Below are 25,849 nucleotides of genomic sequence, written 5' to 3' on the forward strand. Positions count from 1 at the left end.
ACTGCGGACTCGCTCTCGTGCGGGTGCGAGGAGGTGGGGACGCGAGGGGTCGCCGTGGCGCACGGTGGGTTGGCGTGGGCTTCCCGGAGGGGCCGGCGGAGGTGCTTTCCGGTGGGACATTCAGCTTCCAGGAAGCTGCCCCCGCTGCCCACCCCCGACGCACATTCTTCGCGAGTCGCCCCCACTAAATGGGCACCGAAATGTGCAGCGAAATGCGCACTGAAATGCGCACGGCACCGTGCGGCCCACCGGCAGTGGAGGCGGGTTGCCGCCCGTGCGAGGATGAGCAGCCCTTACGGCGCGTGGAAAGGACCGGGGCCCGCAGTGACCGAGAATCAGAACCTGCTCGCCGAACAGCGCCGCGCCCTCATCCTCGACGAGGTCAGGCGACGCGGCGGTGTGCGGGTCAACGAGCTGACCCGGCGCCTGAACGTGTCCGACATGACGGTGCGCCGCGATCTCGACGCACTCGCCCGGCAGGGCGTCGTGGAGAAGGTGCACGGCGGTGCGGTGCCGGTGGTCGAGGCGAGCGCCCACGAGCCCGGTTTCGAGGCGAAGTCGGCGCTGGAGCTGTCCGCGAAGGAGGACATCGCGCGGGCGGCCGCCGCGATGGCGGTACCGGGCAGTGCCATCGCACTGTCCGGCGGCACCACGACGTACGCCCTGGCCCGGCACCTGCTCGACGTGCCGGACCTGACGGTGGTGACCAACTCGGTGCGAGTGGCCGACGTGTTCCACACGGCGCGGCAGGCGGGCGGCGACAGCGCCGGGGCCGCGACGGTGGTACTCACCGGCGGTGTACGCACCCCCTCGGACTCGCTCGTCGGCCCGGTCGCGGACCGGGCGATCGCCTCGCTCCACTTCGACGTGCTGTTCCTCGGGGTGCACGGCATATCCGTGGAGGCGGGGCTCTCCACGCCGAACCTCGCCGAGGCGGAGACGAACCGGCGGCTAGTGGGCTCGGCGCGCCGCGTGGTGGTGGTCGCGGACCACACCAAGTGGGGGACAGTGGGCCTGAGTTCCTTCGCGACGCTGGACCAGGTGGACGCGTTCGTCACGGACCAGGGGCTTGACCCGGCAGCGCGCGAGGAGATGGCGGAGCATCTGCCGGGGCTGGTCGTGGCCGGCGAGGACGCGACAACCGCCGATCCCGGCGACAGCTGACGGTCCGCCAACTACCTTTGCGCGTACACAGTTCCCTCGCGCCGGAGGTTCACCCCGCATGGTCAGCCAACTCCGGGGCGTCGGCCTCGACTTCACCGAGACCGCGCCCGTACGCCTGGTCTTCGCCGCCGAGATCTCCGCACTGCCCGAGGACGTGCACCGGGCGCTGGCGGAGGAGACCGCCCAGTGGCCCCGCTGGTTCTCGGCGGTGACGTTCGCCCGGCCGACGGCGGAGGGCCGCGAGGTACATCTCAGGGGCGGCATCAAGTTCATGGAGACGGTCCTGGCCGCGGAGCCGTCGAAGCGCTACGCGTACCGGGTCGACCGCTCCAACGCGCCCGGTGTGCGGGCCATGCTGGAGGAGTGGCTGATCCAGCCGACGGGCGTCGCGACCAGGGTGCAGTGGACGATGGCGGCCGACGGCCCGGCGCCGCTGCGGCTCGCACTGCGGGCGGCGCGCCCCGGGGTGGGGCGCGCGTTCCGCGACGCGGTCCGCGCGCTGGACGTACGACTGACCGCACAGCGGACCAACTGACTTTCGACGTACGGGACTTGATACCGGGACTTGATACCGGGAGTCGATGCTGGAGTCGGTACTGAGTCGGTACCGGGGCCTACGGCCAGACGCCGGTCTTCAGGAACTGCTCGATGGTCGCCGCGTACGGGGCGATGTCGAGCCCCTGCTCGGCGAGCCAGTCGTCCGAGTAGTACTTGTCGAGGTAGCGGTCGCCCGGGTCGCAGATCAGGGTGACCACGCTGCCCGTGCGCCCCTGCTCCACCATCTCGGCGACGATCTTCAGTGCGCTCCACAGTCCGGTACCGGTGGAGCCGCCCGCCTTGCGGCCGAGTGCCGCGTCCAGGGCGCGTACGGCCGCGACGCTCGCCGCGTCGGGGACCTTCATCATCCGGTCGACGGCGCCGGTCACGAACGACGGCTCCATGCGGGGGCGTCCGATGCCCTCGATGCGCGAGCCGCAGTCGCTCGTGGCGAGCGGGTCGCCCCGCGTCCAGCCGTCGAAGAAGCAGGAGTTCTCCGGGTCGGGGACGCAGATGAAGGTGTCGTACTGCATGTAGTGCACATAGCGGGCGATGGTCGCGGAGGTGCCGCCGGTGCCTGCGGTGGCGACGATCCAGCTCGGCTCCGGGTAGCGCTCCAGCTTCATCTGCTGGTAGATCGACTCGGCGATGTTGTTGTTGCCCCGCCAGTCGGTCGCCCGCTCGGCGTAGGTGAACTGGTCCATGTAGTGGCCGCCGGTCTCCGCCGCGAGGCGGGCGGACTCCTCGTACATCTTCCGCGAGTCGTCCACGAAGTGGCACCGGCCGCCGTGGAACTCGATGAGCCGGATCTTCTCCGCGCTCGTCGTGCGGGGCATCACCGCGATGAACGGCACCCCGATCAGCTTCGCGAAGTACGCCTCGGAGACGGCGGTGGAGCCGCTGGACGCCTCGATGACGGGGCGGCCCGGCCGGATCCAGCCATTGCACAGCCCGTACAGGAACAGCGAGCGGGCGAGCCGGTGCTTGAGGCTGCCGGTCGGATGCGTCGACTCGTCCTTGAGGTACAGGTCGATGCCCCAGTGCTCGGGCAACGGGAAGCGCACCAGGTGGGTGTCGGCGGACCGGTTGGCGTCGGCCTGGACCTTGCGCACGGCCTCTTTGAGCCAGGCCCGGTACTCCGGGTCGCTGTGATCCACGTCGACGGTCGGTACGGCGACGGGTACGCCGGCCGCCCGGGGGCCGTCGTGCTCTGCCGGGTCGATGGTGCTCATCCGCGCCACTCCTCGTGCTCTTCCGTGCGGTTCCGTACGGTTGCGTCGGGATGCTGTGCCTGCGGCATGGGCGTGGGGCACAGCGGGTTCCCACTTGCACTTTAAGCCGTCTACCTGCACAAACGTTCACTTTGGGCATCCATAGGGCTCCCTACTGCGACCGATCCGCCGCTTGCGGGCGGGCCAGTACGGGGGGAGGGATCCGGGCACGCTACTGCCGGTGGCCCGCCTGCCCTGGTGCACGCGCCCGCCCCCGTGCAGACTGCGCAGCAGCAGGGACCGGCAGGGCATGGGGACTCACGGAAGGGGGCGAACACACCATGGCTGAGCCCGACTTCAGCGCACTGGGCGTACGGATAGAACGGTGGCCGCGCTCGCTCACCAGGGCGGGACAGGTCCTGGTGAGGGACGGCACTCTGGCGCTGCTGAGGAGCGACGGCGGCACCATCGACAGCGCACCGCTGGAGTCGGTCACCGCCGGCCGGCCGTGGTTCGCCGGACACGGCCGGATGGTGGCCCGGCTGAACGGAACCCGCTACCTCCTGACGATGGCCGACTCGGGCGGGCGCCTCCTCGAAACGCTGCGTGGTGCGCGTGGCTGAGGCGGCGCGAGTTGCGTGGGGGTACGTACTGGGTCACTCTGGCGGTATCTCACTCAGGGTGTCTCGGCGGTGACGCTGTGATCCAGTCCGCCGCCCGGCCGGACCCCGGCACCCGGATCGTCTTCGACCGTCTTCCGACCTGAATCGGGGAGTCGCAGCCGTGATCAGCCATCCCAGCAGGCACTGTGCGGTGGAGCTTCAAGCTCTGCCGTCGCGGATCGGCCAAGTCCGCAGGATCGTATCGGCGCAACTGCGCTATTGGCATCTGGACCCGTTGATAGACCAGGCCTCGCTCGGAGTGACCGAACTTCTGAGCAACGTCCACCGGCACGCCCAGCCGGACAAGATCTGCACCGTGGAGATCGAGCTGCTGCTCGGCCGGCTCACGGTGTCCGTCCACGACCACGACCCGACGCTTCCGACGCTCCGTGACGCCGACCCGCTCGAGACTGGTGGGCGCGGTCTCGCGCTGATCGAGGCGGTCAGCGAGAGCTGGGGCGTACGTCCACAGGGCTCTTCGGGCAAAACCGTCTGGTTCGCCCTGCCCGCGCCCATGGCCACGGTGGCACTGCCGCCGCACCCGGGGCGCGAGCGCAAGAAACGCAGCGCGCAGGCCCGGTCCGCCGCAGTGGGCTGACCTGGCGATGCGGCGGGGCCGGCCGGACCTGGTCCGGCCGGACCCGCCGCCGTCACGTCGTCCCGCCGTCCCGCTACGGCATGGCGGTGGTGGCCATCAGGCCATGCCGCCCTTGCCCTTGAGCGGGCCCTCGGTGCTGCCGAACTGCTCGTCCAGGACGGACAGCCTGCGCCAGTACTCGTCCTCGTCGATCTCGCCGGTGGCGAAGCGCCGGCCGAGGACGGTGATCGGTGACTGCTCGCCGTGACCGCGCGGGCGGGCGCCGCTCCACGGTCCGCGGCCCCGGCCCCTGTTGCGCCACACGGTGCGGCGGAGCACGGTGACGACACCGATGACGACGGCCGCCCAGACGAGCGGGAAGAGCAGCATCCAGGGGTGGGGTCCGTCTGCGAATGCAAGGGTGTTCATGGGGGTTCAGCTCCTCGGTGGCGGTGCAGCGTCCTTCTTGTCGCTGTCTTTCCTGTCGCTACCGAGAGTGGCCCCGGGAGGGGGTCCGGGTCGTCGTACGTCCAGCGGCTTTGCGCGTACCCCCGCGGGAGTACGGGGGCGGCGCACGGCTGCTTCCTCTATGAGGCCGCGGCGGTCAGCGGGGCTCGCCGTACCAGCGCCACTTGTCGAGGCGGGGGCGGCCCGGGAGTTCGCCGCGGCCGGTGGCCCAGAGGAGGGTGGGCCAGGGCGGGGTGTCGGCGGGGGCGTCGGGGAACAGCCGGTGCAGGGTGCGGGCGCAGAGGTCGGCCGGCGGCTCCCAGCCGTCGATGCCGAGCCCGGTCGTCAGGTCGTGGGTGTGGACGAGGGTCTCGACGACGCCCATCGCGGCGAAGCCCTCGGGGTCGGCCACGCCAAAGGTGTGGTGGGCCCTGGCCCCGGGGGGCTTGGTGGCGGTGACGGCGTGGAGCAGTCCGGCTGCGGAGTCGAGCGCGACGAGCAGCCCGTCCACGCCGGCCTCCTTGTCGGCGCGGACGGCGTTGTACGGGGAACCCGGGGCTTCCTGCGTGTAGCGGAACGGTACGTCGATGTCGGTGCGCTCGGACGCGAGTTGGACGGCGTACGAGAAGAGGTCGTCGATCAGGTGCTCGGCGGTCTCCCAGCAGTCCCACTCCAGCGCACCGGCCCGCACGCTCCAGTCGGCGTCGCGGGCGGGGCGCAGGGCACTGGCGGTGAGCGCGGCGGCCAGCCGTATGTCGGCGGGGGTGACAGTCATGCGCGGACAGTAGCAAGCCGGTTATGTGCCTGCGGTGTCAGACCGCCGCCCCCGCACCCAGCGCCGCCGGCGGGTCGTCCAGTACCGGCTGCCAGGCCAACTCCGCCGCGCCCACCAGGGAGTTGTGGTCCAGCGTGCACGGCAGGATCGGCACGCCGCCGCTGCGGCCCCACAGGCTGCGGTCGGCCACGACGGCGCGCAGCCGGTCGGGTTCGGCCGCGAGGAGGGCCTGGTGCAGGCCGCCCAGGATGATCCGGTCCGGATTGAGGATGTTGACCAGCCCGGCGAGGCCGAGGCCGAGCCGGTCGACGAGGGCCTGGGCCGCGCCCCGTACCGCCACGTCCGCGTACTCCTCGCGGAGCAGGTCGCGCGACTGCTGGAGCAGGGAGACCTCGGGGCCCGGTGTGCGGCCCGCCTCCGCGAGGAAGGCGAGGGGGTCCGTCTCGACGTCGAGGCAGCCGCGGCTGCCGCAGTGGCAGGGGCGGCCGGCCGGGTTCACCGTGAGGTGGCCGACCTCCAGCGCGAGACCCGAACTCCCGCTGTGCAGGCGGCCGTCGAGGACGAGGGCGCCACCGACGCCGCGGTGGCCCGTGGCGACGCACAGGAGGTGCTGGGCGCCCCGCCCTGCGCCGTGCCGGTGCTCGGCCAGGGCGGCGAGGTTGACGTCGTTGCCGGTGAAGGCGGGGCCCTCGATGCCTGCCGCGGCGACGCGCTCGGCGAAGATCTGGCGGACGGGGGATCCCGCGGGCCAGGCCAGGTGCAGCGGGTTGAGGGCGGTGCCCTCGGGTTCGGCGACCGCCGAGGGGACGGCGAGCCCCGCTCCGGCGCACCTGCGTCCGCTCTCCCGCAGCAGCTGTGCGCCCGCGTCCACGACCGAGCCGATGACCTGCGCCGGGTCGGCGTCGATCACCTCGCAGCCGGGCGCCGTCGCGACGATCCGGCCGCCGAGACCGACCAGTGCGGCGCGGTAGCCGTCGGCGTGCACCTGGGCGGCGAGCACGACCGGTCCCTTGTCGTCGACGGTCAGCCGGTGCGAGGGGCGACCCTGCGATCCGGCTGCGGCGCCGGGCCTGGAGTCGACGCGGATCAGTCCGAGCGCTTCGAGTTCGGCGGCGACCGCTCCGGCGGTGGCCCGGGTGACGCCGAGCTCGGCGGTAAGCACGGCGCGCGTGGGCGCGCGTCCGGTGTGCACGAGTTCCAGTGCGGGGCCGAGCGCTCCGCGGCCCCTCTCCAACTTCGTTCTGGTGCTGGTCACCCTGGTCCCCTTGCCGTTCATGAAGTGGAGTCTGCCACGACCCGGGAGCGTCTTGCCCCGTACGGGGGCTCCCCCTATGCTGACTTTGTGCCGAACCTAAACAAAGTCCGGACGGCCGCATCGGGGGGACCGGACGGAACCACCGCCGCGCCCTCCCTCTCCCGTCTCCGCACCGCACTGACCTTGTTCTTCGCCCTCGACGGCTTCATCTTCGCCGGGTGGGTGGTCAGAATCCCGGCCATCAAGGAGCAGACCTCCGCATCGCCCAGCGCACTCGGGCTCGCGCTGCTCGGGGTTTCGGCGGGGGCCGTGATCACGATGACCCTGACGGGGCGGCTGTGCAGCCGCTTCGGGAGCGCGCGGGTCACGGTCTTCTGCGGGGCGCTGCTCTCACTGAGCATCGCGCTGCCGCCGCTGACGCATTCGCCGCTCGCGCTCGGCCTCGTACTGCTGGTGTTCGGTGCGCTGTACGGCGGCATCAGCGTCGCCATGAACAGCGCGGCCGTCGATCTGGTGACCGCGCTCCGCCGCCCGGTGATGCCGAGTTTCCACGCGGCGTTCAGCCTGGGAGGCATGGTCGGCGCCGGGCTCGGCGGGCTGGTCGCGGGCAGCCTCTCCCCCACCGTGCACCTGACGACGCTGACCGCACTGGGCCTGCTGCTCACGGTGGCGGCCGGTCCCACGCTGCTGCGGGAGTCCCGGCAGCTGCCGGACCGTACACCGGCCCCCGTGCCGGGACATTCGGACAACCTGTCCCGCCGTACGTCCGGCGACCTTCCGCGCCGTACGTCCGGCGACCTCCCGCGCCGTACGTCCGGCGACCTCCCGCGCCGTACAGCCGACAGCCCGTCCCGCCGTACGTCCCACAACCCGCCTCGCCGTACGTCTGGACGCACCCACCGGCGCACCGTCCTCCTGTTCGGCGTCATCGCCCTGTGCACCGCGTACGGCGAGGGCGCCATCGCCGACTGGGGGCCGCTGCACCTGCAGGAGGACCTGGACGCCCACCCGGGCGTGGCCGCCGCCGGGTACTCGCTCTTCGCACTGGCCATGACCATCGGCCGGCTGACCGGCACGACCCTCCTGGAGCGTCTCGGACAGACCAGGACCCTGATGGCGGGCGGTGCGTCCGCCGCCGTCGGCATGCTCCTGGGCTCCCTCGCACCCACCCTGTGGCTCGCCCTGCTCGGCTTCGCCGTGACCGGGCTCGGCCTGGCGAACATCTTCCCCGTCGCCGTGTCCCGGGCAGGCGAACTGGCTGGTCCGAGCGGTGTCGCCACAGCCTCGACGCTCGGCTACAGCGGGATGCTGCTTGGCCCGCCCGCCATCGGGTTCCTGGCCGACTGGTTCTCGCTGCCGGTCGCGCTGACCACGGTGGCGGTACTGGCCGCGGCCGCCTCCTGCCTCGGCATGGCCGCCCGCAACGCCACGTCACGGGTGGCCGAATAGGGAGCCCCCGGGTAGTAATACTCAGGCGGAACCGCCGGCTCGGGGGCACGATGAAGGCCGGCGATCCATCTGGGGGACGAGATGAAGGCACACCGCACGTACGGTTTCGCACAGCTCACCTTCCGCAATCCGGCGTCCCTGGCCTATCTGGCCCTGGTCACCGTGGCCGCGCTGTTCGTCACCGTCGACATGCTCTTCGTCACGCACGACGACGCCTCCCTGGCCGGCGTCTGGCTGTTCCTGCTCTCCGCGCCGACCGTCTTCCTGTTCCTCATCGGCGGCGATCTGCTGGCGAGCAGCGTGGCCGACTCCGCCGCCTTCCTCTACCCGGCGCTCGTCCTGTCCGTACTGATCCAGGCGTACGCGCTCGGGCTCCTCGTGCGGCTGCTGCGCGGGGAACGCCGTACGGCGGCGCGGGGCGTGACAGGATCGGCCGTATGAGAATCGATGCGTACGTCAACTCCCTTGTCGAGGAAGGGGTGTTGCTGGCATCGGCCGCCGAGGCCGCCGGTACCGGCGCCGACGTCCCCACCTGCCCCGGCCTGCAGGTGCGCGGCCTGCTGCGGCACACCGGGATGGTGCACCGCTGGGCCACCGTGCACGTGGTCCACGGCCACCGGGACCCCCAGCCCGACGGCGGGGAGCCGGACCTCGACGGGGCGGAGCTGCTGGCCTGGTTCAGGGAGGGGCACACCGCGCTGGTGGCGGCCCTGCGCGCCGCCCCTGCGGACCTGGAGTGCTGGACGTTCCTGCCCGCGCCGTCCCCGCTCGCGTTCTGGGCACGGCGGCAGGCGCACGAGACGGCGGTACACCGGATGGACGCGGAGGCCGCGACGGGCGCCCAACTCAGCGGAGTGAGCGCGGAGTTCGCGCTGGACGGGATCGACGAACTGCTGACCGGGTTCCACGGACGCGCGCGCAGCCGGGTCAGGACCGACCACGCGAGCGTCCTGCGGATCCGGGCGACGGACACCACTGCCGGGCCCGGCCTTGCCGCCCCGGCCACCCCGGCCGCCGTCTGGACCGTGCACCTGTCGAAGGACGCCCCGCCCCGGACCGTACGCAATGACGAAGGGCCGGCCGACACCGAACTGAGCGGGCCGCCCGAGCTGCTCTACGCGACTCTGTGGAACCGGCTGCCGACGGAGGCCGTCACGCTCACCGGCGACCCCGGGCCGGCCGCCGCCTGGCGGGAGCTGTCCGGCATCACCTGGAATTAGCGCCCGGCATCACCGGTAACAGCCGCCCCGCATCACCCGGCCGCACCCGACTGCGGCAGTGCGTCCCTTCCCGCCAGCGTCCGCGCCAGTACGCCCCTCTGCAGCGGACGCACCTCGGCGTACTTCGCCCGGCCCGCGTCGGTCAGCACCACCCGCACCCCGCGCCGGTCGCTCTCGCACATACCCCGGGTCACAAGACCGTCCCGCTCCAGCCGTCCGACCAGGCGCGACAGCGCACTCTGACTCAGATGCACGCGGTCGGCGATCTCCTGCACGCGGTACGCACACTCACCGCCCCCCGCCGGAGCTTCCCCTCCGGCCCCCGGATCACCCCCGCCCGCCAGCACTTCGAGCACTTCGAAGTCGCTGGCACCGAGCCCGAACGGATGCAGTTCCCGGTCGAGTTCGCACACCGTGCGGGCATGCCGGGCGAGCACGTCCCGCCACTCCTCCACGAGTTCACACTCGGGCTTCATCGCTGCCATGGCCGCACGCTAGCAGAGCTGAACCATCTTGTTGCACGAGCATTAAATGCACTTGCATCTCATGCGTATGCATGTACCTTTCCTGTCCATGACCCCTGAGCCACCCTCCGCACCCAACACCCCTGATTCCCGGGCACGTTGGAGCCCCCGCCTGTGGGGCACCCTGCTCGTGCTCTGTGCCGCGATGTTCCTGGACGCCCTCGACGTCTCGATGGTCGGCGTCTCGCTCCCCTCGATCGCCGCCGATCTGCACCTGTCCACCGCATCCCTCCAGTGGATCGTCAGCGGCTACATCCTCGGCTACGGCGGACTGCTGATGCTGGGCGGCCGGGCCGCCGACCTGCTCGGCCGGCGCCGTGTCTTCCTGATCGCCCTGGCCGTCTTCGCCCTCGCCTCGCTGCTCGGCGGACTCGTCGACTCCGGGCCGCTGCTCATCGCGAGCCGCTTCATCAAGGGGCTGAGCGCGGCGTTCACCGCGCCCGCCGGCCTCTCGATCATCACGACGACGTTCCCGGAGGGCCCGCAGCGCAACCGGGCCCTGTCCATCTACACCACCTGCGCCGCCACCGGCTTCTCCATGGGCCTGGTGCTGTCCGGCCTGCTCACGCAGCTGAGCTGGCGGTGGACGATGCTGATGCCCGCGCCGATCGCGCTGCTCGCCCTGTTCGTCGGACTGCGCCTCATCCCCAAGAGCGCCCGCGACGACGCGAAGCGCGGATACGACCTGCCGGGCGCCTTCACCGGCACCGCCACGATGCTGCTGCTCGTCTTCACCGTCGTACAGGCTCCGGAAGTCGGCTGGGGCTCCACCCGAACTCTCCTCTCCTTCCTGGCAGTTGCCCTCCTCTTCACCCTCTTCGTACGCATCGAGAAGCGCAGCGCCAGTCCGCTGATCCGACTCGGCGTACTGCGCTCCGGCGCCCAGATCAGGGCGCAGCTCGGGGCGGCCGCGTTCTTCGGCAGCTACGTCGGGTTCCAGTTCATCGTCGTCCAGTACATGCAGTCGCTGCTCGGCTGGTCCGCGCTGCAGACGGCGCTGGCCTTCCTTCCCGCGGGCCTGCTCGTGGCGCTGTCCTCCACGAAGATCGGCGACGTGGTCGACCGGTTCGGGACGCCGCGCATCGTGGCGGCCGGGTTCCTCGCCCTGGTGATCGGCTACGCGCTGTTCCTGCGGATCAGCCTCAGCCCGAGTTACGCGGGGGTGATCCTGCCGTCGATGCTGCTGCTCGGCGCGGCCTGCGCCCTGGCCATCCCGTCGCTCAACATCCAGGCCACCAACGGCGTCCACGACGACGAGCAGGGCATGGTGTCCGGCCTGCTGAACACCTCCTTCCAGGTCGGCGGGGCGCTCTTCCTCGCCGTCGTCACCGCCGTCATCACGGCGGGCGGCGAGGCGGGAGCGGCCTCGCCGCAGCAGGTGCTGGACAGCTTCCGGCCGGGGCTGATCGTGGTCACGGCGATCGCCGTCGTCGGCCTGCTGATCACGTCGACGGGGCTGCGGACGCGGCGGCCCACCGGGTCCCTGGTGCTCATGGCCTCGTCCGCCGACAACGCCCGCAGCGCCGACACCGTCGATGGGGCGGGCGTACGGAAGGACGCCGGCGAGCCCGTCGCCGTACGCGACTGAACGAGCCACTGCGAAGGGGGAGTTCGCGGCCGGAGGGAAAGGGGAGCTCTTCCCTCCGGCCGCGACCCTTGCCACACTCCTGCACATGGAAATGGACCGGGGAACGGACATCGGAGCGGACACGGGCACCAGAACACAGGCTCAGCGTGACGCCATGACCGTCGAAATCGGGTACGCCCTGCTCAGCGCCTTCGTCCTGGCCTTCCTCACCTTCCTCGCACTGACCGCCCCCGCCGACTTCCTCGACCTTTCCGCCTCCTTCACGAAGGTCCTGCGGATCGCGGGCGCCGTACTCGCCGGCCTGGTCTTCGTCGTACGCGTCGGGTACGTGCTGTGGCGTTACAAGGGCGCGCCCGGGACTCAGCCCAGCCAGCCGGGCCGCACCAGCCCGGACTCGTAGGCCAGCACGACCAGTTGGGCCCGGTCGCGGGCGCCGAGCTTGACCATGGTGCGGCTGACGTGGGTCTTGGCGGTGAGCGGGCTGACGACCAGACGCCGTGCGATCTCCTCGTTGGAGAGGCCGATGCCGACCAGAGCCATCACCTCCCGCTCCCGGTCGGTGAGTTCGCGCAGTGCGCCCGCTTCGGCGGGTTCCTTCGAGCGGGCGGCGAACTCGGCGATCAGCCGACGGGTCACCCCGGGCGAGAGCAGCGCGTCGCCGGCCACCACCGCCCGCACCGCACGCAGGAGTTCCTCGGGTTCGGTGTCCTTGACGAGGAACCCGGAGGCCCCGGAGCGGATCGCCTCGAAGACGTACTCGTCGAGTTCGAAGGTGGTGAGCATCACGACCTTGGTGCCGTCGAGCGCGGCGTCCTCGGTGAGGAGCCGGGTGGCGGCCAGTCCGTCGAGCCGCGGCATCCGGATGTCCATCAGGACGACGTCCGGGCGCAGTTCGCGCACCAGCCGCAGGGCTTCCTCCCCGTCGGCGGCCTCGCCCGCCACCTCGATGTCGGGCTGCGCGCCCAGCAGGGCCCGGAATCCGGCCCTCACCAGCGCCTGGTCGTCGGCGAGCAGCACCCTGATCACAGCGTTCCCTCTTTCCCGGTGGCTTCCCCGGCGGCTCTCCGCGTGGCTTCCCCTGCGGCTCTCCGCGTGGCTTCCCCTGCGGCATTCCCCGTGACTCCCCCGGCAGCCGCCAGCGGAATGTCGGCCTCGACCCGGAAGCCGCCGTCCGGGCGCGGGCCCGCCTCGATCGTGCCACCCAGGGCCGCCGCCCGCTCCCGCATTCCGGCGAGTCCGTTGCCGCTGCCGCCCGCGTCGCCGCCGGTGGCCGGTCCCGCGTCGTCGATACGAAGCCGGAGTCCGCCCGGAGCGAGGGTGACGAGGACCTCGGCGGTACGCGAACCGGAATGCCGCACGACGTTGGTCAGCGCCTCCTGGACGATGCGGAAGGCCGCGAGGTCGGCGCCCGGCGGAATGCGCCTTCGCGCTTCTCCCGCCGATTGCGTACGGACCGTGAGGCCTGCCGCGGCGGCCTGTTCGACCAGTTCCGGGAGCCGGTCGAGGCCGGGGGCGGGGGCCCGGGGTGCGTCGCCGGGGGTGCGCAGGGTGTCGAGGACCTGACGGACCTCGCCGAGCGCCTCCTTGCTGGCGGCCTTGATGGTGGTGAGTGCCGTACGGGCCTGCTCGGGGTCGGTGTCGAGGAGGGCCAGGCCCATGCTCGCCTGGACGTTGATGACGGAAATGCTGTGTGCGAGGACGTCGTGGAGTTCGCGTGCCATCCGCAGGCGTTCCTCGTCGGCGCGGCGCTTCTCGGCGGCGGCCCGCTCGCCACGGGCGTGCGCCCACTGCTGACGCTTGGCCCGGAGCAGCTCGGAGGCGGCGAGGATCGCGGCCATCCAGGCGGCCATGGCCGCTTCCGAGCCCCACGAGGTGGGTCCGTCACCCGCCGGCGGCAGCCACCGGTACAACCAGTGCCCGATGAGCAGATGCCCGCCCCACAGCGCACCGAGCGCACTCCAGGCAGCGACGCGGTGACCCTTCACCACGGCGGTGAAGGACGCGAGGGCGACAGTGAGGAAGACCGGCCCGTACGCATACCCTGCGCCCAGGTAGACCAGCACGCTCGCGGCGGCCCCGAACACCACCGGAACCGGAACGCGGTGCCGCCACAGCAGGACCGCGGGACCGAGGAGGAGCAGCAGGCGCCCGAACCCGTCCAGCGACTCGCGCGCCGGCTGGCCGCCCTCGGCCAGCCGGGAGCCGACGAGGACGAACGCGGCGAGGGCGAGGGTCGAGGCCCAGGGCAGCCCCGCGATCCCCGGCCGGCGCTGGGCGGGGCCTGCGTCCCAGTGCCTGGCCCAGCGGGGCGGGGCGAACGGGGGGCCACCGGTCCGGCCACCCGTCGAGTGCGGATGCGGTCGGCCTCGGCGTGTGTGGTCTCGCGGCATGCCTGCCACGCTAGACCGGGACGGCGCCGCGGGCGTCGGCCCGACGGGGTGATCACTCGTACTCCCGGTGGAGTACGGGGCGGGCGCCGGCCGCGCACCGGCACCGCGCCGACCGCGCGCCGACCGCTTACGGCCACGCACCGTCCACGCACCGGCCGCGTGCTCAGGCCTGCGGGAGCACTCCGGCCGTACGCGCCAGCTCCCCCGCCGCATGGGCGAAGAACGCGTCCCGGTCCTCGACCACCCGGTGGTAGTGCCCGAACACCTCGAAGGAGATCAGCCCGAACAGCTGTGCCCACACCGCGGCGAACGCCACCGCCGCCTCCGGCGGAAGGTCCGGGGCGATGTCCGCCGCGAGCCGTTCCGCCTCGGGACGCAGTTCCGCGGGAATGCGCACCAGGGCGAGGCCCCGGGAACGGTGAGCGTCCCGTGCCACCGACATGAGCGCCAGAGCCACCCTGGCGGCCGGCTCCACGGTGGTCTGCGGGGCGCTGTAGCCGGGCACGGGCGAGCCGTAGAGAAGGGCGTACTCGTGGGGGTGGTCGAGCGCCCAGCGCCGCACCGCCACGCACACCGCGAGCCACCGCGCCGGGTGGTCCGTGTCGTCCGGGGCCACCGCCAGGGCCGCCTCCGCCGCCGCGCCCGCCGCGTCGTACGCGTCGGTGATGAGGGCGGTCAGGAGGTCGTCGCGGCTGGGGAAGTAGCGGTACAGGGCGGAGGAGGCCATGCCCAGTTCGCGTGCAACGGCGCGCAGCGAGAGCTTCGCGGCGCCTTCGGCCGCAAGCTGTCTGCGCGCCTCTTCCTTGATGGCGGCAGTGACTTCGGTCCTGGCCCGTTCCCTGGCCCCGCGCATGGTGCTCATAGGGAGGAGTGTGCCACCGATGGAGAGCACTGCACAACGACGAGATCAGCGCACCGCGACGAGATCAGCGCACACCAACAAGAGCACAGCTCAATAACGAGAGCACTGCTCTTGCTTTGGATCACCGATCCATTGCAGACTGGTGCTCACAAACGAGATCAGTGCTCTCGCAACGACAGATCCAGCGACAGGGGACCCCGCCATGAGCGCCACCCACTACATCAAGCCCGGCCGCCTCGACAACGTCCTCAACGGCGCCGTCGGCTGGCTCGCCCGGCACGGCGTCAGCTTCCTCGGCACCGCCGAGCTGTCCGTCATCGGCCGCAAGAGCGGCGAGTGGCGCCGCATCCCGGTCAACCCGCTTCCGTACGAGGGCGGCCCCTACCTGGTCTCGGCCCGCGGCCACTCCGAGTGGGTCCGCAACATGCGTGCCGCAGGCGGCGGGAAGCTCCAAGTCGGCCGCAGGACACAGCAGTTCACCGCAGTGGAGGTGACCGACTCCGAGAAGCCCGTGATCCTGCGCACGTACCTCAAGAAGTGGGGCTGGGAGGTGGGCCGCTTCTTCGGCGACATCACCGCGGACTCCACGGACGCGGAACTGCTCGCCGCCGCCCCCAAGCACCCGGTCTTCCGCATCACCGTCACGAAGTGACCCCCGGCACAGAGCGACCCGCCGGACCGCTGGGGTCCGACGGGTCAGGTACAGCCTCCACATGACGGCGCGGGCTCAGGTCGCGTCGGTCTTGCCCTCGTCCGTCTTGCCCTCGTCCGCCTTGCCCGCACCAGCCTTGCCCGCGTCGGCCTTGTCCGCGTCGGCCGCGCCCGCGGCCTTCGCCTCTGTGGGCTTGTGCACCGCGTTCAGGACCCGCTGCGCCATCGGGTGCATCCGCACCAGTTCGGCCAGCGTCGTCGAGCCGCGGGTGATCCGCGCGAACGCCTTCCAGGCCGGCCGCAGCCCGGTGAGCGCGGTGTGCAGCAGCGCCGGGTGGCGTTCGAACTGCGTGAGCATGCGCTTGCCCACGCCCATCTCCACGCCCAGGCCCGCCTTGACGGCGAAGGCGTAGTTCAGCGCCTGGCGCCGGGCGTCGACCGCGTCCTGTGCCTCCGAGATCCGTACCGCCCACTCCCCCGCGAGCCGTCCGGACCGCAGCGCGAAGGAGATCCCCTCCCGGGTCCACGGCTCAAGAAGGCCCGCCGCGTCCCCGCACACCAGCACCCGGCCCCGCGACAGCGGAGAGCCGGCTGCCCGGCAGCGGGTCAAGTGCCCGGAGGAGACGGAGGGTTCGAACCCGGCGAGGCCGAGGCGGGCGATGAAGTCCGTCAAGTACTGCTTGGTGGCGGCCCCTTCGCCCTTGGCGGCGATCACGCCGACCGTCAGCGTGTCCCCCTTGGGGAACACCCACCCGTAACTGCCGGGAATGGGGCCCCAGTCGATGAGCACCCGGCCCGCCCAGTCCTCGGCGACCGTCTTCGGCACCGGGATCTCCGCCTCCAGGCCGAGGTCGACCTGGTCCATCTCCACTCCGACGTGTGCCCCTATCCGGCTGGCACTGCCGTCGGCGCCGACGACCGCCCGTGCCAGCACGGTCTCGCCGTCCGAGAGCACGACCGCGGCCGTGCGCCGGTCGGGCACCGCCGCACCGTGCTGCTCGACGCGGGCGACCGTCGCACCCGTACGGAGGACCGCGCCCGCCTTCGTCGCCGTCTCGACCAGCGCCTGGTCGAACTCGGACCGGTTGACCAGTCCGAAGAGCATCGTCCTCGACTTCCTGGTGCGCGTCATCTTCCCGTCGAGGGAGAAGGTGACCGCATGGATCCGGTCCCGCAGCGGCAGCACGAAGCCGGGCGGCAGGCTGTCGCGGGAGGGGCCGATAATGCCGCCCCCGCACGTCTTGTACCGGGGCAGTTCCGCCTTCTCCAGCAGGAGGACACGCCGGCCGGCGCTCGCCGCCGCGTACGCCGCGGAGGCTCCGGCCGGTCCTGCCCCGACCACGACGACGTCCCACACGGGCCCGTCCTCGCCCCGCTCGTGTCCGGCGTCTGCTGCGGCGTCTGCGTTCTCGCTGCTCACGATGTGCTTCTGCTCCTGATCCGACCCGTGCCCCATGCTTTCCTGCGGCATCCTACGGCGCGGCGCGAGCGCGGCCCGCTGTGGGAGGATCGGTCGTGTCTTCGCCGTACACACAACTGTTCGCGAAGCACCCACCGCAAGCACGCGACGCACGCCGGTCGGCCTGCGTCGCGGACGGAATCTTGATTCACCGTCGCACCCACGAGGAGCGTGCCCATGACCGCCACCCACCCGATCGCCGCGACCGTCGCCGAGCTGATGCCCCGCGCCAAGTCGGAGCTTGCCGAGCTGGTCGCCTTCCAGTCGGTGGCGGACCCCGCACAGTTCCCCAAGAGCGAGTGCGAGGCCGCCGCGAACTGGTGCGCCGACGCGCTGCGCGCCGAGGGCTTCCAGGACGTCGCGCTGCTCGACACCCCCGACGGCACGCAGTCGGTGTACGGCTTCCTGCCCGGTCCCGAGGGCGCGCCGACCGTACTGCTGTATGCGCACTACGACGTACAGCCGCCGCTCGGAGTGGACAAGTGGGTGTCCCCGCCGTTCGAGCTGACCGAGCGCGACGGCCGCTGGTACGGACGCGGTGCGGCCGACTGCAAGGGCGGGTTCATCATGCACCTGCTCGCGCTGCGCGCCCTCAAGGCGAACGGCGGCGTCCCCGTCTCCGTCAAGGTCATCGCCGAGGGCTCCGAGGAGCAGGGCACCGGCGGCCTGGAGCGGTACGCCGAGGCGCACCCCGACCTGCTGGCCGCGGACACGATCGTCATCGGCGACACCGGCAACTTCCGCGTCGGCCTGCCCACCGTGACGGCCACCCTGCGCGGCATGACGATGCTGCGGGTCACCCTCGACACCCTCGAAGGCAACCTGCACTCGGGCCAGTTCGGCGGCGCCGCCCCGGACGCGCTCGCCGCGATGATCCACCTCCTTGCCTCGCTGCGCGACGCGGAAGGCTCGACGACCGTCGACGGCCTGGTGGCGGACGGCACCTGGACCGGTCTCCAGTACCCCGAGGACGAGTTCCGCACCGACGCGAAGGTCCGGGAAGGCGTCGAGCTGATCGGCACCGGCACGGTCGCCGACCGCATCTGGGCGCGCCCCGCCGTCACCGTGATCGGCATCGACTGCCCGCCGGTCGTCGGCGCCACCCCGTCCCTCCAGGCCGGCGCACGCGCGCAGATCAGCCTGCGGGTGCCGCCGGGCCAGGACGCCGCCGAGGCGACGAAGCTGCTCACCGCGCACCTGCAGGCGCACGCCCCGTGGGGCGCGCGGGTCGAGGTCGAACAGATCGGCCAGGGCCAGCCGTTCCAGGCGGACACCTCCAGCCCGGCGTACACCTCGATGGCGGACGCGATGCGCGTCGCGTACCCCGGCGAGGAGATGCAGACGTCCGGCATGGGCGGCTCCATCCCGCTGTGCAACACCCTCGCCGCGCTCTACCCGGAGGCGGAGATCCTCCTCATCGGCCTGAGCGAGCCGGAGGCACAGATCCACGCGGTGAACGAGAGCGTCTCCCCCCAGGAGCTGGAGCGCCTGTCGGTGGCCGAGGCGGTCTTCCTCACCAACTACGCGGAGTCCAAGAAGGTCTGAAACTCCCTGCCCGGAAGCTCTGATCAGCGCTGAGCGAACTATGCGCTGAGCGAAGGTCCCTGCGGCGGGCGTACGTCTTCTCGTACGTTCGCCGCATGGACCTCGTAGCGGTACTTCCGCAGCTGCACATGCTCCGCTTCCCCATCGGCCAGGCCTACCTCTGGCGCGACGGAGCCGAGTTGACCCTGATCGACGCCGGTCACCGTGATGCCGCCGCCGACATCGAGGAGGCGATACGGAGCGTGGGCGCCGACCCCCTCCAACTGCGCCGCATCGTCCTCACCCACTGCCACCGCGACCACGTGGGCGCCGCCGAGGAGCTGGCGGAGCGGTACGGCGCCGAGGTGCTCGCGCACCGGCTCGACGCCCCTGTGGTGCGCGGCACCGCCCCCACCCCGGAGCCTCAACTCCTCGACTGGGAGCTCCCGTTGTTCGAGCACGGGCTGACCGTGCCCCCGGCACCGCCCACCCGGGTCGACCGGGAGCTGGAGGACGGCGACCTGCTCGGCTTCGGCGGCGGCGCGCGCATCGTGCACGCGCCCGGCCACACGGACGGTTCCCTCGCCGTCCATCTCCCGCACCACGGCGTGCTGTTCACCGGCGACGCCGTCGCGGCCGTCGGCGAGGTGATGCTGGGGGTGTTCAACGTGGACCGTGAGCAGGCCCTCGCCACCATGCGCAGGCTGGCGTCCCTCGCGCCGTCCGTCGCCTGCTTCGGACACGGCGACCCGCTCACGCAGGACGCGGGGACCACCCTCCTCGCCGCGTCGGAACGGGCGTCGGCGGCCGGGTGAACCCTGCAGCACCTCCCGCACCCCCTCTCCCTCACCCGCCTTCCCGCCACGCACCCACGCACCCACGCACCTGCGCACCTGCGCACCTGCGCCACCCTCAGCCGACCGGAACCCCGTCCTCCAGGTTGAGCACCGTCCCGCGCTCCCGGGCCCGCAGCGCCCAGCGCAGCCGCGCGTACCGGTCGGGCGGAAGCAGCCCTGCTGCCTCCTCCTCGGTGACGAACCGCCACCCACGCAGCTCGGGCCCCGGCAGCAGCACCCGCTGTGCCCCGCCGTCCTCCAGCCGCCCGCCGTCGAACAGCATCCGTATCCCGCCGAAGCCGGGCGGCCGGGGCGGTTCCCAGTCGACCACCAGCAGCGCGGGGACCTGTCCGAGTCGTATCCCGGTCTCCTCGGCGACCTCCCGCATCCCGGCCCGCGCGGGCGCCTCGCCGCTCTCCACCACTCCGCCGGGGAACTCCCAGCCCGGTTTGTACGTCGGGTCGACGAGCAGCACCCGGTCGTCGGCGTCGAAGAGCAGCACCCCCGCCGCGAGGGTCTCGGCGGCCGGCGGGGGCGTCTGCACGATGTCGCAGGGCTCGGCCGCGCCGGACCGTACCGCCCGCGCGATCTGCTCGGCGGCCTCGTACGGCGTGCTCCGGCCGCCGTCGACGACATGTGCGTCCCCGGTGATCCAGCCGAGCGCGGCCCGGTAGGGCTCGATGTGGTCGTACGCCCACTGCCGCACCCGTACCTCTGCGTCGGCGGCGGACATCCCCGGCTCCTCTCGGGCCGCGATCCGCTCCCGCAGGATCGTTTCCTCGACCTGGAGCAGCACATGCCGTACGGGGATGCGGCGCGATGCCAGCCCGCCGAATATCTCGTCCCGGTACTCCTGCCTCAGCAGTGTCATCGGCACCACGAGCACCCCGCCCACCTCGGCGAGCAGCGCCGCCGCGGTGTCCACGACCATCCGCCGCCAGATCGGCAGGTCCTGATAGTCGCTCACCTCGGCGAGCCGCTTGGGCGGCAGCAGACGGCCAAGCCCGGCGCCGGTCACCTCCGGGTCGTAGAAGGTGCTGTTCGGGATCAGATCGATCAGTTCGCGCGCGGTACTGGTCTTGCCCGCTCCGAACGCACCGTTGATCCAGACGATCACGGGTCCCCCTCTGCCGTAGCCCCCAGTGGACTGCCCGCAACACCCTGCCACGAACCCAGGGCCCGACGGCATGGTGCCTGGAGCCGTTCCCGCACACAACCGTGGTCGCCCGGTGGCAGGATCCGGGCAACGCTTCAGGCCGTGTACCGCGTCGGTGCAGATACGGGGGTGCCTGCGGGACTACTGGGACCGTGACCCGTCGTCACGGAGTCTCGTTGGGCGCACAGAAGTACAGCAGGAGCACGGACGAGAGGGGTGCGAATGAAGCGCACTGTTTTACGGCGTTTCCCGGCAGGCGGCCCGCGCGGCAGCTGGCCCGCGGAGGAGTACGCGCACGCCCGCCGCGCCGAGGGGTGTCCGGCGGAGGTCGTGATGGACCTGGACGCGGACGTCTTCCTGGTGGTGGTGGCCCAGGCGGTACCCGCCGATGCCGCAGCACTCTGACCCGCCGGCGGGCCCCGCACGCTGAACCGCCGTACGGGCCCGGCCGCCACGCCGGGGATCGCAGGGCGGCCCGGACCACCGCACTCCGGGCCGCCCTGCTCCGCCCTACCAGGTGGGGCGTGCGCTGACCCCGCCGTCCACCACCAGGTTCGTACCGGTGATCCACCCGGCGGCGCCGGAGGCGAGGAAGACGCAGGCGTTGCCGATGTCCTCGGGCCGGCCGAGCCGGGTCAGGGGTGCGGCCTCCGTCCAGCGGCGGACGCCGTCGGGCCAGTCGTCGACGAGGCCGGGGCGTTCGATCAGCCCCGGCGAGACAGTGTTGACGCGGACGGCGTAACTGCCGTACTCCAGGGCGGCCGAGCGGGCGAACATGATCAGAGCGGCCTTGGACGCGCAGTAGTGCGCATGGCCCGGGGTCGCCTGACTCCCCTCGATCGAGGCGATATGGATGATGCTGCCGCCACCGCGGGCGGCGAGGAATGGGACGGAGGCACGGGTGCAGGAGAAGGCGCTGGTGGTGTTGGTGTCGTACATCTGCCGCCAGTCGTCGGCGGTCATGTCCGCGAGGTCCTGGACCGGCTGGATGCCCGCGTTGTGCACCAGCGCGTCCAGTCCGCCCCGCCAGTCGGCCGCCACTTCGACGAGCCGCTGGCACTCGGACTCGCGGGTCAGATCCGCCTGTACGGAGAGGGCCTGCCCGCCTGCGTCGACGATCCTGGCCACGAGCGCATGGGCCGACTTCTCGTCGTGCCGGAAGTGGGCGACGACCCCGGCGCCCGCGGCTGCGAACCGTTCGGCGATTCCCCCGCCGACGAGGCCGCTGGCCCCGGTGACCAGGGCGATGCGTCCGGTGAGGTCGGGCAGGGTGGTATCGCGCCCGGCCCCTCCACGCCCGGCCGCCCCGCGTGCGGTCGGCTCACTCATCGCCGGCCCCCGCGGTCATGCTGAGCGGGGCATCGGGGCGGCACAACTCGCGGATGCGTACGGCCTGTTGGGGATGGCGGGCGGCGAGCAGCTCCGGGTCGCCGCCCTCGTAGTCGGCGGGGTGGAAACCGGGGGCCATCGTGGTCCCGAAGAGCGACCAGCTGCCGCCCTTCGCGACCCGCGCGCCCATCCACGTTCCGGCCGGTACGACGTACTGCACGGGGCCGCCCCGCGCGAAGTCGCCGAACGGTACGAGGCGGTCGGTGCCGTCCGGGGCGAGGAGCAGCAGTTCCAGCGGGTCGCCCCGGTAGAAGTGCCACACCTCGTCACCGGTCAGCCGGTGCAGGGCCGAGAAGTCGCCGGGCGCGGAGGTCAGCAGCATCATGATCGCCGACCCGGACGGCCGGCCGGCCGCGCCGGGCGGCCCCGCCCAGGTCCGGCGGAACAATCCGCCCTCCACGGGCAGCGGTTGGAGCTCGTAGCACTCCGCGAGGCGGTGGGCCTCGGCGAGCGGGTCCTCGTACATGGTCACCGGCTGCACCTACCCGCCGCCGGGGACGGTGATGCGCGAGGCGGCCGGGGGCCGGACCTGCGCCACTCCCGTCACACCAGCACAACCCCACACAACCGCACCCATCCGGCCCTCTTTTCGACAGTGTCGAACACGCTCTACCGTGAGCGCGCATCGATGCATCAGTGACACGCACATGTCATGTCATTCCACCCTCGTCCGTGAATGCCACGAGTACGGAGGAATTCCTCATGCGTCGCACGCCCACCCGCCCCACCGCCTGCCCGGCACCGCCAACCCGCCTGCGTGGCCGAAGAGTTGCGGGCGCCTTCACCGCCGCGCTGCTGTGTGCCGCGGGCCTCGCCGCACCGGCCGCGGTCGCCGCACCCGCTCCCGCCCCCGCCCCGGCTCCCGCCCCCGGACCAGGGCCCGCGCCTGCGCCCGCCGCCCAGCCCCGGCTGCCCGGCGGCCTCGCTCTCACCCCTCCGATGGGCTTCAACAACTGGAACTCCACCTACTGCCGGGCCGAGTTCAACGAGGCCATGGTCAAGGGCATCGCCGACATCTTCGTCGAGAAGGGGCTCAAGGCCGCCGGGTACCAGTACGTCAACCTGGACGACTGCTGGGCGCAGCCGGAGCGCAACGCGGCGGGCAAGCTGGTGCCGGACCCGGTCCGCTTCCCCCACGGCATCAAGGCGGTCGCGGACTACGTCCACTCCAAGGGCCTGAAGTTCGGCCTCTACAGCAGCGCGGGCACGCGGACCTGCGACCCGGTCGGTATGCCGGGCGGGCTGAACCACGAGTACAGCGACGCGAAGCAGTTCGCCGAGTGGGGTGTCGACTACCTCAAATACGACAACTGCAACAACCAGGGCGTGGACTTCATGCTCCGGTACACCACCATGCGCGACGCTCTGAAGGCCGCGTCCGCCGAGACCGGCCGCCCCATCCTCTACAGCCTCTGCGAGTGGGGTTCGTACAAGCCGTGGGAGTGGGGGAAGGCCGTCGGCCACATGTGGCGGACCACCTTCGACATCAGGGACAACTGGGCCAGCATGCTGGGGATCATGAAGCAGAACCTGCCGCTGGCGAAGTACGCGGGCCCCGGCGGCTGGAACGACCCGGACATGCTGGAGGTCGGCAACGGCGGCATGACCGGCACCGAGTACCGCACCCACTTCTCCATGTGGTCGATCATGGCGGCCCCGCTGCTCATCGGCTCCGACCTGCGCAAGGTCACCCCGGAGACCTTCGACATCCTGCGGAACAAGGAAGTCATCGCCGTCGACCAGGACAAGCTCGGCAAGCAGGGCAGCGTGGTGACCTCCGAGGGCGGCCGCTGGGTCGTCGCCAAGGAGATGGCGGACGGCAGCCGCGCCGTCGCGCTCTTCAACGAGACCGGCAGCCCGCAGCGCATCGCGACCACCGCGAAGGCCGTCGGCCTGCCCGCCGCCACCGGCTACCGAGTGCGCGACCTGTGGCGCAAGACGGACGGTCACACCGCGGGCACCCTCGCGGCGACGGTGCCCGCGCACGGCACCGTCCTGCTGCGGGTGTCGGCCGACAAAAAGTGGGCGCAGCTGCCGCCGATGCTCGAACTCGCCACTTACGGATCCCCGTTGACCGAGGCGGGGCGGACCACGAAGCTCAGCTCCACGGTCACCGATCTGGGCCGTACACCCGCACTCGACCTTTCCGTGAAGCTGACGGGACCCGCCGGGTGGAAGATCCGCGCGACCTCGGGCAGCACCGTTGCGCAGCTCCCGGGCGGCAAGCGGCTGCGGACCGGCTGGACGGTTGTCGCACCGGCCGGCACCGGGCCGGGGAGTTATGACCTGACGCTCACGGCCTCCTACCGTTCGGTCACCGGACAGCGGCTGAGCACGGCCGCCGCGGCCGGGGTACGGATCGTGGTGGCGCCGCCCGGCGGAGACTCGTACGCCAGTGACCTGCCCATGCTGAGCTCCGCCAACGGGTGGGGCCCGATCGAGAAGGACCTCAGCAACGGCGAGGCCAAGGCGGGCGACGGCAAGCCGCTCACCGTCGGCGGCCAGGTCTTCGCCAAGGGGCTCGGCGTCCACGCGGCAAGCGAGGCCGAGTACTACACGGGCGGGAAGTGCACCACCTTCACTGCGCAGGCGGGCCTCGACGACGAGTCGGGCAGCAGGGGCACGGCCGCGTTCGAGGTGTGGGCCGACGGCAAGAAGGCGACCTCGACCGGGGTACTCGACAACTCCCTTGCCCCGCAGCCCGTTTCGGCCGACATAAGCGGTGCGCAGACGGAGCGATTGGTGGTCACCGACGGCGGGGACGGGACCACGTACGACCACGCCGACTGGGCGGACGCCAAGCTGAGCTGCTGAGCCCCCGATCCGGTACGCGCTGAGCTGCCGAGCCCTCGATCCGGTGCACGCTGAGCTGCCGAGCCCTCGATCCGGTACGCGCTGAGCTGCCGAGCCCTCGATTCAGCTCCTGAACCCCCGGTTCAGTGCGTATGACGGCCGCCGCCCTCGCTCCGCCCCGCGCCGAGCAGGGCGGCGGCCGCCGCGCCGACCAGGCCCGCGTCGGTGCCCATCTGGGCCGGAACCACCTGCAGCTCCTGTACGAAGGACAGCGCCGCGTAGTCCTTGAGCGCGCGCCGCAGCGGGTCGAAGAGCACGCCGCCCGCTCCCGCCACTCCCCCGCCGATCACCGCGATGTCCACCTCCACCAGAGTCGCAGTGGCCGCGATCCCCGCCGCCAGGGCCTGGCCGGCCCGCTCGAACGAGGCGAGTGCGATCCGGTCCCCGGCCCCGGCCGCCGCGGCCACGGCGGCTGCCGTGGTGTCGCCGTCGGGGCCGGGGCGCCAGCCCTGCTCGGCGGCGCGCCGGGCGATGTTGGGGCCGCTGGCGATGCGCTCGACGCAGCCGCGCGAACCGCACGGGCAGGGGTCGCCGTCCAATTCGACGCTGATGTGGCCGATGTGGCCCGCGTTGCCGGTGGGGCCGGGGTGCAGGGCACCGTTCAGGACGAGGCCGCCGCCGACGCCGGTGGAGACGACCAGACAGAGGGCGTTGTCGTGGCCGCGGGCCGCGCCCTGCCAGTGTTCGGCGGCGGTCATGGCGACGCCGTCGCCGACGAGTTCGACCGGAAGTCCGCCGACTGCCTTCCGTACCCGTGCGACCAGCGGGAACCCGCGCCAGCCGGAGACGTTGACCGGGCTGACCGTACCGGCGGACGCGTCGACGGGGCCCGCGCTGCCGATGCCCACGGCGCGCACCTCCGGCCAGAGCGGCGACTGCTTCAGCTCGGCGAGGACCGCTTCCACCGCGCCCATGACCGTGTCCCCGTCCGCGTGCGCGGGCGTCGGCCGCTGGGTCCTGATGCAGATCCGGCCGGTGTCGTCCACCAGCGCACCCGCGATCTTGGTGCCGCCGATGTCGAGCGCGGCGACGAGGTCGGTGAACTCGGTGTGCATCGGCGTACATCTCCAGGAGGAAGAGGAAGAGAAAAGATCAAAGGACTGAGCCAGTCTCCATTTACCTGACAACGTTGTCCAGGCATCGGGGCCCTATGCTCGGTGCCGGACCCCCGCACCGCCGCATCCCCGCATACCCGCACCGCCGCATCCCCACGCCGACGACCGACAGGACAGCGCACCGTGGCCGACACCGCACCTCCTCCTTCCGCCGCAGCGAGGTCCCAGCGCCCCGTGCCGCCCCAGCGCCGCTACGGCAACCGGC

Annotated in this window: 27 protein-coding genes; 14 read left to right on the forward strand and 13 right to left on the reverse strand. The window is 72.0% G+C overall.

All coding sequences use genetic code 11. From position 1 onward, the window contains the following. Positions 1 to 324 precede the first annotated feature (324 nt). Together AB0D18_RS11745 and AB0D18_RS11750 are read left to right on the forward strand one after the other, a co-directional pair. Entirely contained in the window at positions 325 to 1,164 is an 840-nt protein-coding gene (locus tag AB0D18_RS11745) for a DeoR/GlpR family DNA-binding transcription regulator (protein ID WP_362415553.1), read from the forward strand. Positions 1,165 to 1,222: 58 nt separating this feature from the next. After that, positions 1,223 to 1,699, forward strand: a complete 477-nt coding sequence (locus AB0D18_RS11750) for an SRPBCC family protein (RefSeq protein ID WP_362415554.1) — start codon at positions 1,223 to 1,225, stop codon at positions 1,697 to 1,699. A 79-nt stretch (positions 1,700 to 1,778) separates the two neighbouring features. Here the strand turns inward: AB0D18_RS11750 and AB0D18_RS11755 are convergent, their stop codons facing one another. Further along, positions 1,779 to 2,933 carry a PLP-dependent cysteine synthase family protein gene (locus AB0D18_RS11755; RefSeq protein ID WP_362415556.1) on the reverse strand — a complete coding sequence of 385 codons (1,155 nt, stop codon included), beginning with the start codon at positions 2,931 to 2,933 and terminating at the stop codon, positions 1,779 to 1,781. Positions 2,934 to 3,253: 320 nt separating this feature from the next. Between AB0D18_RS11755 and AB0D18_RS11760 the strand changes: the two genes are divergently transcribed. Together AB0D18_RS11760 and AB0D18_RS11765 are read left to right on the forward strand one after the other, a co-directional pair. Continuing rightward, the gene (locus AB0D18_RS11760) at positions 3,254 to 3,535 is read left to right on the forward strand and encodes a hypothetical protein (protein WP_362415558.1); all 282 of its coding nucleotides are present in this window, start codon (positions 3,254 to 3,256) and stop codon (positions 3,533 to 3,535) included. Between the two features lie 160 nt (positions 3,536 to 3,695). Next, the gene (locus tag AB0D18_RS11765; protein WP_362415560.1) at positions 3,696 to 4,172 is read left to right on the forward strand and encodes an ATP-binding protein; all 477 of its coding nucleotides are present in this window, start codon (positions 3,696 to 3,698) and stop codon (positions 4,170 to 4,172) included. Positions 4,173 to 4,268: 96 nt separating this feature from the next. Here AB0D18_RS11765 and AB0D18_RS11770 read toward each other — a convergent pair whose 3' ends face one another. The 3 genes from AB0D18_RS11770 to AB0D18_RS11780 all read right to left on the reverse strand — a co-directional run bounded on the left by AB0D18_RS11770 (position 4,269) and on the right by AB0D18_RS11780 (position 6,649). Continuing rightward, positions 4,269 to 4,580 carry an SHOCT domain-containing protein gene (locus AB0D18_RS11770; protein ID WP_362415562.1) on the reverse strand — a complete coding sequence of 104 codons (312 nt, stop codon included), beginning with the start codon at positions 4,578 to 4,580 and terminating at the stop codon, positions 4,269 to 4,271. Positions 4,581 to 4,755: 175 nt separating this feature from the next. After that, positions 4,756 to 5,373 (reverse strand): hypothetical protein, encoded by a 618-nt coding sequence (locus AB0D18_RS11775; protein WP_362415564.1) that lies wholly within the window; start codon positions 5,371 to 5,373, stop codon positions 4,756 to 4,758. Between the two features lie 37 nt (positions 5,374 to 5,410). Continuing rightward, the gene (locus AB0D18_RS11780) at positions 5,411 to 6,649 is read right to left on the reverse strand and encodes an ROK family protein (RefSeq protein ID WP_362415566.1); all 1,239 of its coding nucleotides are present in this window, start codon (positions 6,647 to 6,649) and stop codon (positions 5,411 to 5,413) included. A 66-nt stretch (positions 6,650 to 6,715) separates the two neighbouring features. Between AB0D18_RS11780 and AB0D18_RS11785 the strand changes: the two genes are divergently transcribed. The 3 genes from AB0D18_RS11785 (at position 6,716) to AB0D18_RS11795 (ending at position 9,297) form a co-directional block, all read left to right on the forward strand. After that, positions 6,716 to 8,077, forward strand: coding sequence for an MFS transporter (locus AB0D18_RS11785; protein ID WP_362415568.1), 1,362 nt, complete (start codon positions 6,716 to 6,718; stop codon positions 8,075 to 8,077). 81 nt (positions 8,078 to 8,158) lie between these two features. Further along, complete coding sequence (locus tag AB0D18_RS11790) at positions 8,159 to 8,518, forward strand: hypothetical protein (protein WP_362415570.1); 360 nt, start codon at positions 8,159 to 8,161, stop codon at positions 8,516 to 8,518. Then, complete coding sequence (locus AB0D18_RS11795) at positions 8,515 to 9,297, forward strand: maleylpyruvate isomerase family mycothiol-dependent enzyme (RefSeq protein ID WP_362415572.1); 783 nt, start codon at positions 8,515 to 8,517, stop codon at positions 9,295 to 9,297. Before AB0D18_RS11790 ends, AB0D18_RS11795 begins: the two co-directional genes overlap by 4 nt. A 32-nt stretch (positions 9,298 to 9,329) precedes the next feature. Here AB0D18_RS11795 and AB0D18_RS11800 read toward each other — a convergent pair whose 3' ends face one another. Then, complete coding sequence (locus AB0D18_RS11800; RefSeq protein WP_362415574.1) at positions 9,330 to 9,782, reverse strand: MarR family transcriptional regulator; 453 nt, start codon at positions 9,780 to 9,782, stop codon at positions 9,330 to 9,332. Between the two features lie 88 nt (positions 9,783 to 9,870). On the opposite strand from AB0D18_RS11800, the gene AB0D18_RS11805 reads away from it, so the two are divergent. Together AB0D18_RS11805 and AB0D18_RS11810 are read left to right on the forward strand one after the other, a co-directional pair. Further along, positions 9,871 to 11,409, forward strand: a complete 1,539-nt coding sequence (locus tag AB0D18_RS11805) for an MFS transporter (protein WP_362415576.1) — start codon at positions 9,871 to 9,873, stop codon at positions 11,407 to 11,409. Between the two features lie 154 nt (positions 11,410 to 11,563). Beyond that, positions 11,564 to 11,809: a DUF6332 family protein gene (locus AB0D18_RS11810; protein WP_362415578.1), complete on the forward strand. Its 246-nt coding sequence runs from the start codon at positions 11,564 to 11,566 to the stop codon at positions 11,807 to 11,809. On the opposite strand, the gene AB0D18_RS11815 is transcribed toward AB0D18_RS11810, so the two are convergent. The 3 genes from AB0D18_RS11815 to AB0D18_RS11825 form a co-directional block, all read right to left on the reverse strand. Beyond that, positions 11,770 to 12,435, reverse strand: coding sequence for a response regulator transcription factor (locus AB0D18_RS11815; RefSeq protein WP_362415580.1), 666 nt, complete (start codon positions 12,433 to 12,435; stop codon positions 11,770 to 11,772). The genes AB0D18_RS11810 and AB0D18_RS11815 overlap by 40 nt on opposite strands. Next, complete coding sequence (locus AB0D18_RS11820) at positions 12,432 to 13,799, reverse strand: sensor histidine kinase (RefSeq protein ID WP_362415582.1); 1,368 nt, start codon at positions 13,797 to 13,799, stop codon at positions 12,432 to 12,434. The genes AB0D18_RS11815 and AB0D18_RS11820 overlap by 4 nt, the downstream gene beginning before the upstream one ends. A gap of 163 nt (positions 13,800 to 13,962) precedes the next feature. Continuing rightward, positions 13,963 to 14,661, reverse strand: coding sequence for a TetR/AcrR family transcriptional regulator (locus tag AB0D18_RS11825; protein WP_362415584.1), 699 nt, complete (start codon positions 14,659 to 14,661; stop codon positions 13,963 to 13,965). 202 nt (positions 14,662 to 14,863) lie between these two features. On the opposite strand from AB0D18_RS11825, the gene AB0D18_RS11830 reads away from it, so the two are divergent. Next, a complete protein-coding gene (locus AB0D18_RS11830) occupies positions 14,864 to 15,313 on the forward strand; it encodes a nitroreductase family deazaflavin-dependent oxidoreductase (RefSeq protein WP_362415586.1) in 450 nt (149 codons plus the stop codon). A 75-nt stretch (positions 15,314 to 15,388) separates the two neighbouring features. Here AB0D18_RS11830 and AB0D18_RS11835 read toward each other — a convergent pair whose 3' ends face one another. Beyond that, complete coding sequence (locus AB0D18_RS11835; RefSeq protein WP_362415588.1) at positions 15,389 to 16,768, reverse strand: geranylgeranyl reductase family protein; 1,380 nt, start codon at positions 16,766 to 16,768, stop codon at positions 15,389 to 15,391. Positions 16,769 to 16,948: 180 nt separating this feature from the next. Between AB0D18_RS11835 and AB0D18_RS11840 the strand changes: the two genes are divergently transcribed. Both AB0D18_RS11840 and AB0D18_RS11845 read left to right on the forward strand, forming a co-directional pair. After that, a complete protein-coding gene (locus AB0D18_RS11840) occupies positions 16,949 to 18,316 on the forward strand; it encodes a dipeptidase (RefSeq protein ID WP_362415590.1) in 1,368 nt (455 codons plus the stop codon). A 95-nt stretch (positions 18,317 to 18,411) separates the two neighbouring features. Beyond that, a complete protein-coding gene (locus AB0D18_RS11845) occupies positions 18,412 to 19,110 on the forward strand; it encodes an MBL fold metallo-hydrolase (protein WP_362415592.1) in 699 nt (232 codons plus the stop codon). 97 nt (positions 19,111 to 19,207) lie between these two features. Here AB0D18_RS11845 and AB0D18_RS11850 read toward each other — a convergent pair whose 3' ends face one another. After that, positions 19,208 to 20,248, reverse strand: a complete 1,041-nt coding sequence (locus AB0D18_RS11850; protein WP_362415594.1) for an NUDIX domain-containing protein — start codon at positions 20,246 to 20,248, stop codon at positions 19,208 to 19,210. Positions 20,249 to 20,509: 261 nt separating this feature from the next. On the opposite strand from AB0D18_RS11850, the gene AB0D18_RS11855 reads away from it, so the two are divergent. Continuing rightward, positions 20,510 to 20,692 (forward strand): hypothetical protein, encoded by a 183-nt coding sequence (locus AB0D18_RS11855; protein ID WP_362415595.1) that lies wholly within the window; start codon positions 20,510 to 20,512, stop codon positions 20,690 to 20,692. Positions 20,693 to 20,797: 105 nt separating this feature from the next. On the opposite strand, the gene AB0D18_RS11860 is transcribed toward AB0D18_RS11855, so the two are convergent. Next, positions 20,798 to 21,616 carry an SDR family NAD(P)-dependent oxidoreductase gene (locus AB0D18_RS11860; protein ID WP_362415597.1) on the reverse strand — a complete coding sequence of 273 codons (819 nt, stop codon included), beginning with the start codon at positions 21,614 to 21,616 and terminating at the stop codon, positions 20,798 to 20,800. Continuing rightward, positions 21,609 to 22,142, reverse strand: a complete 534-nt coding sequence (locus AB0D18_RS11865; protein ID WP_362415940.1) for a cupin domain-containing protein — start codon at positions 22,140 to 22,142, stop codon at positions 21,609 to 21,611. The genes AB0D18_RS11860 and AB0D18_RS11865 overlap by 8 nt, the downstream gene beginning before the upstream one ends. A gap of 236 nt (positions 22,143 to 22,378) precedes the next feature. Between AB0D18_RS11865 and AB0D18_RS11870 the strand changes: the two genes are divergently transcribed. Continuing rightward, the gene (locus AB0D18_RS11870; protein ID WP_362415599.1) at positions 22,379 to 24,490 is read left to right on the forward strand and encodes an NPCBM/NEW2 domain-containing protein; all 2,112 of its coding nucleotides are present in this window, start codon (positions 22,379 to 22,381) and stop codon (positions 24,488 to 24,490) included. 122 nt (positions 24,491 to 24,612) lie between these two features. Here AB0D18_RS11870 and AB0D18_RS11875 read toward each other — a convergent pair whose 3' ends face one another. After that, the gene (locus AB0D18_RS11875; RefSeq protein WP_362415601.1) at positions 24,613 to 25,584 is read right to left on the reverse strand and encodes an ROK family protein; all 972 of its coding nucleotides are present in this window, start codon (positions 25,582 to 25,584) and stop codon (positions 24,613 to 24,615) included. Positions 25,585 to 25,849: the final 265 nt, after the last annotated feature.

The organism is Streptomyces sp. NPDC048442 (assembly GCF_040651475.1).
Taxonomy (GTDB): domain Bacteria; phylum Actinomycetota; class Actinomycetes; order Streptomycetales; family Streptomycetaceae; genus Streptomyces.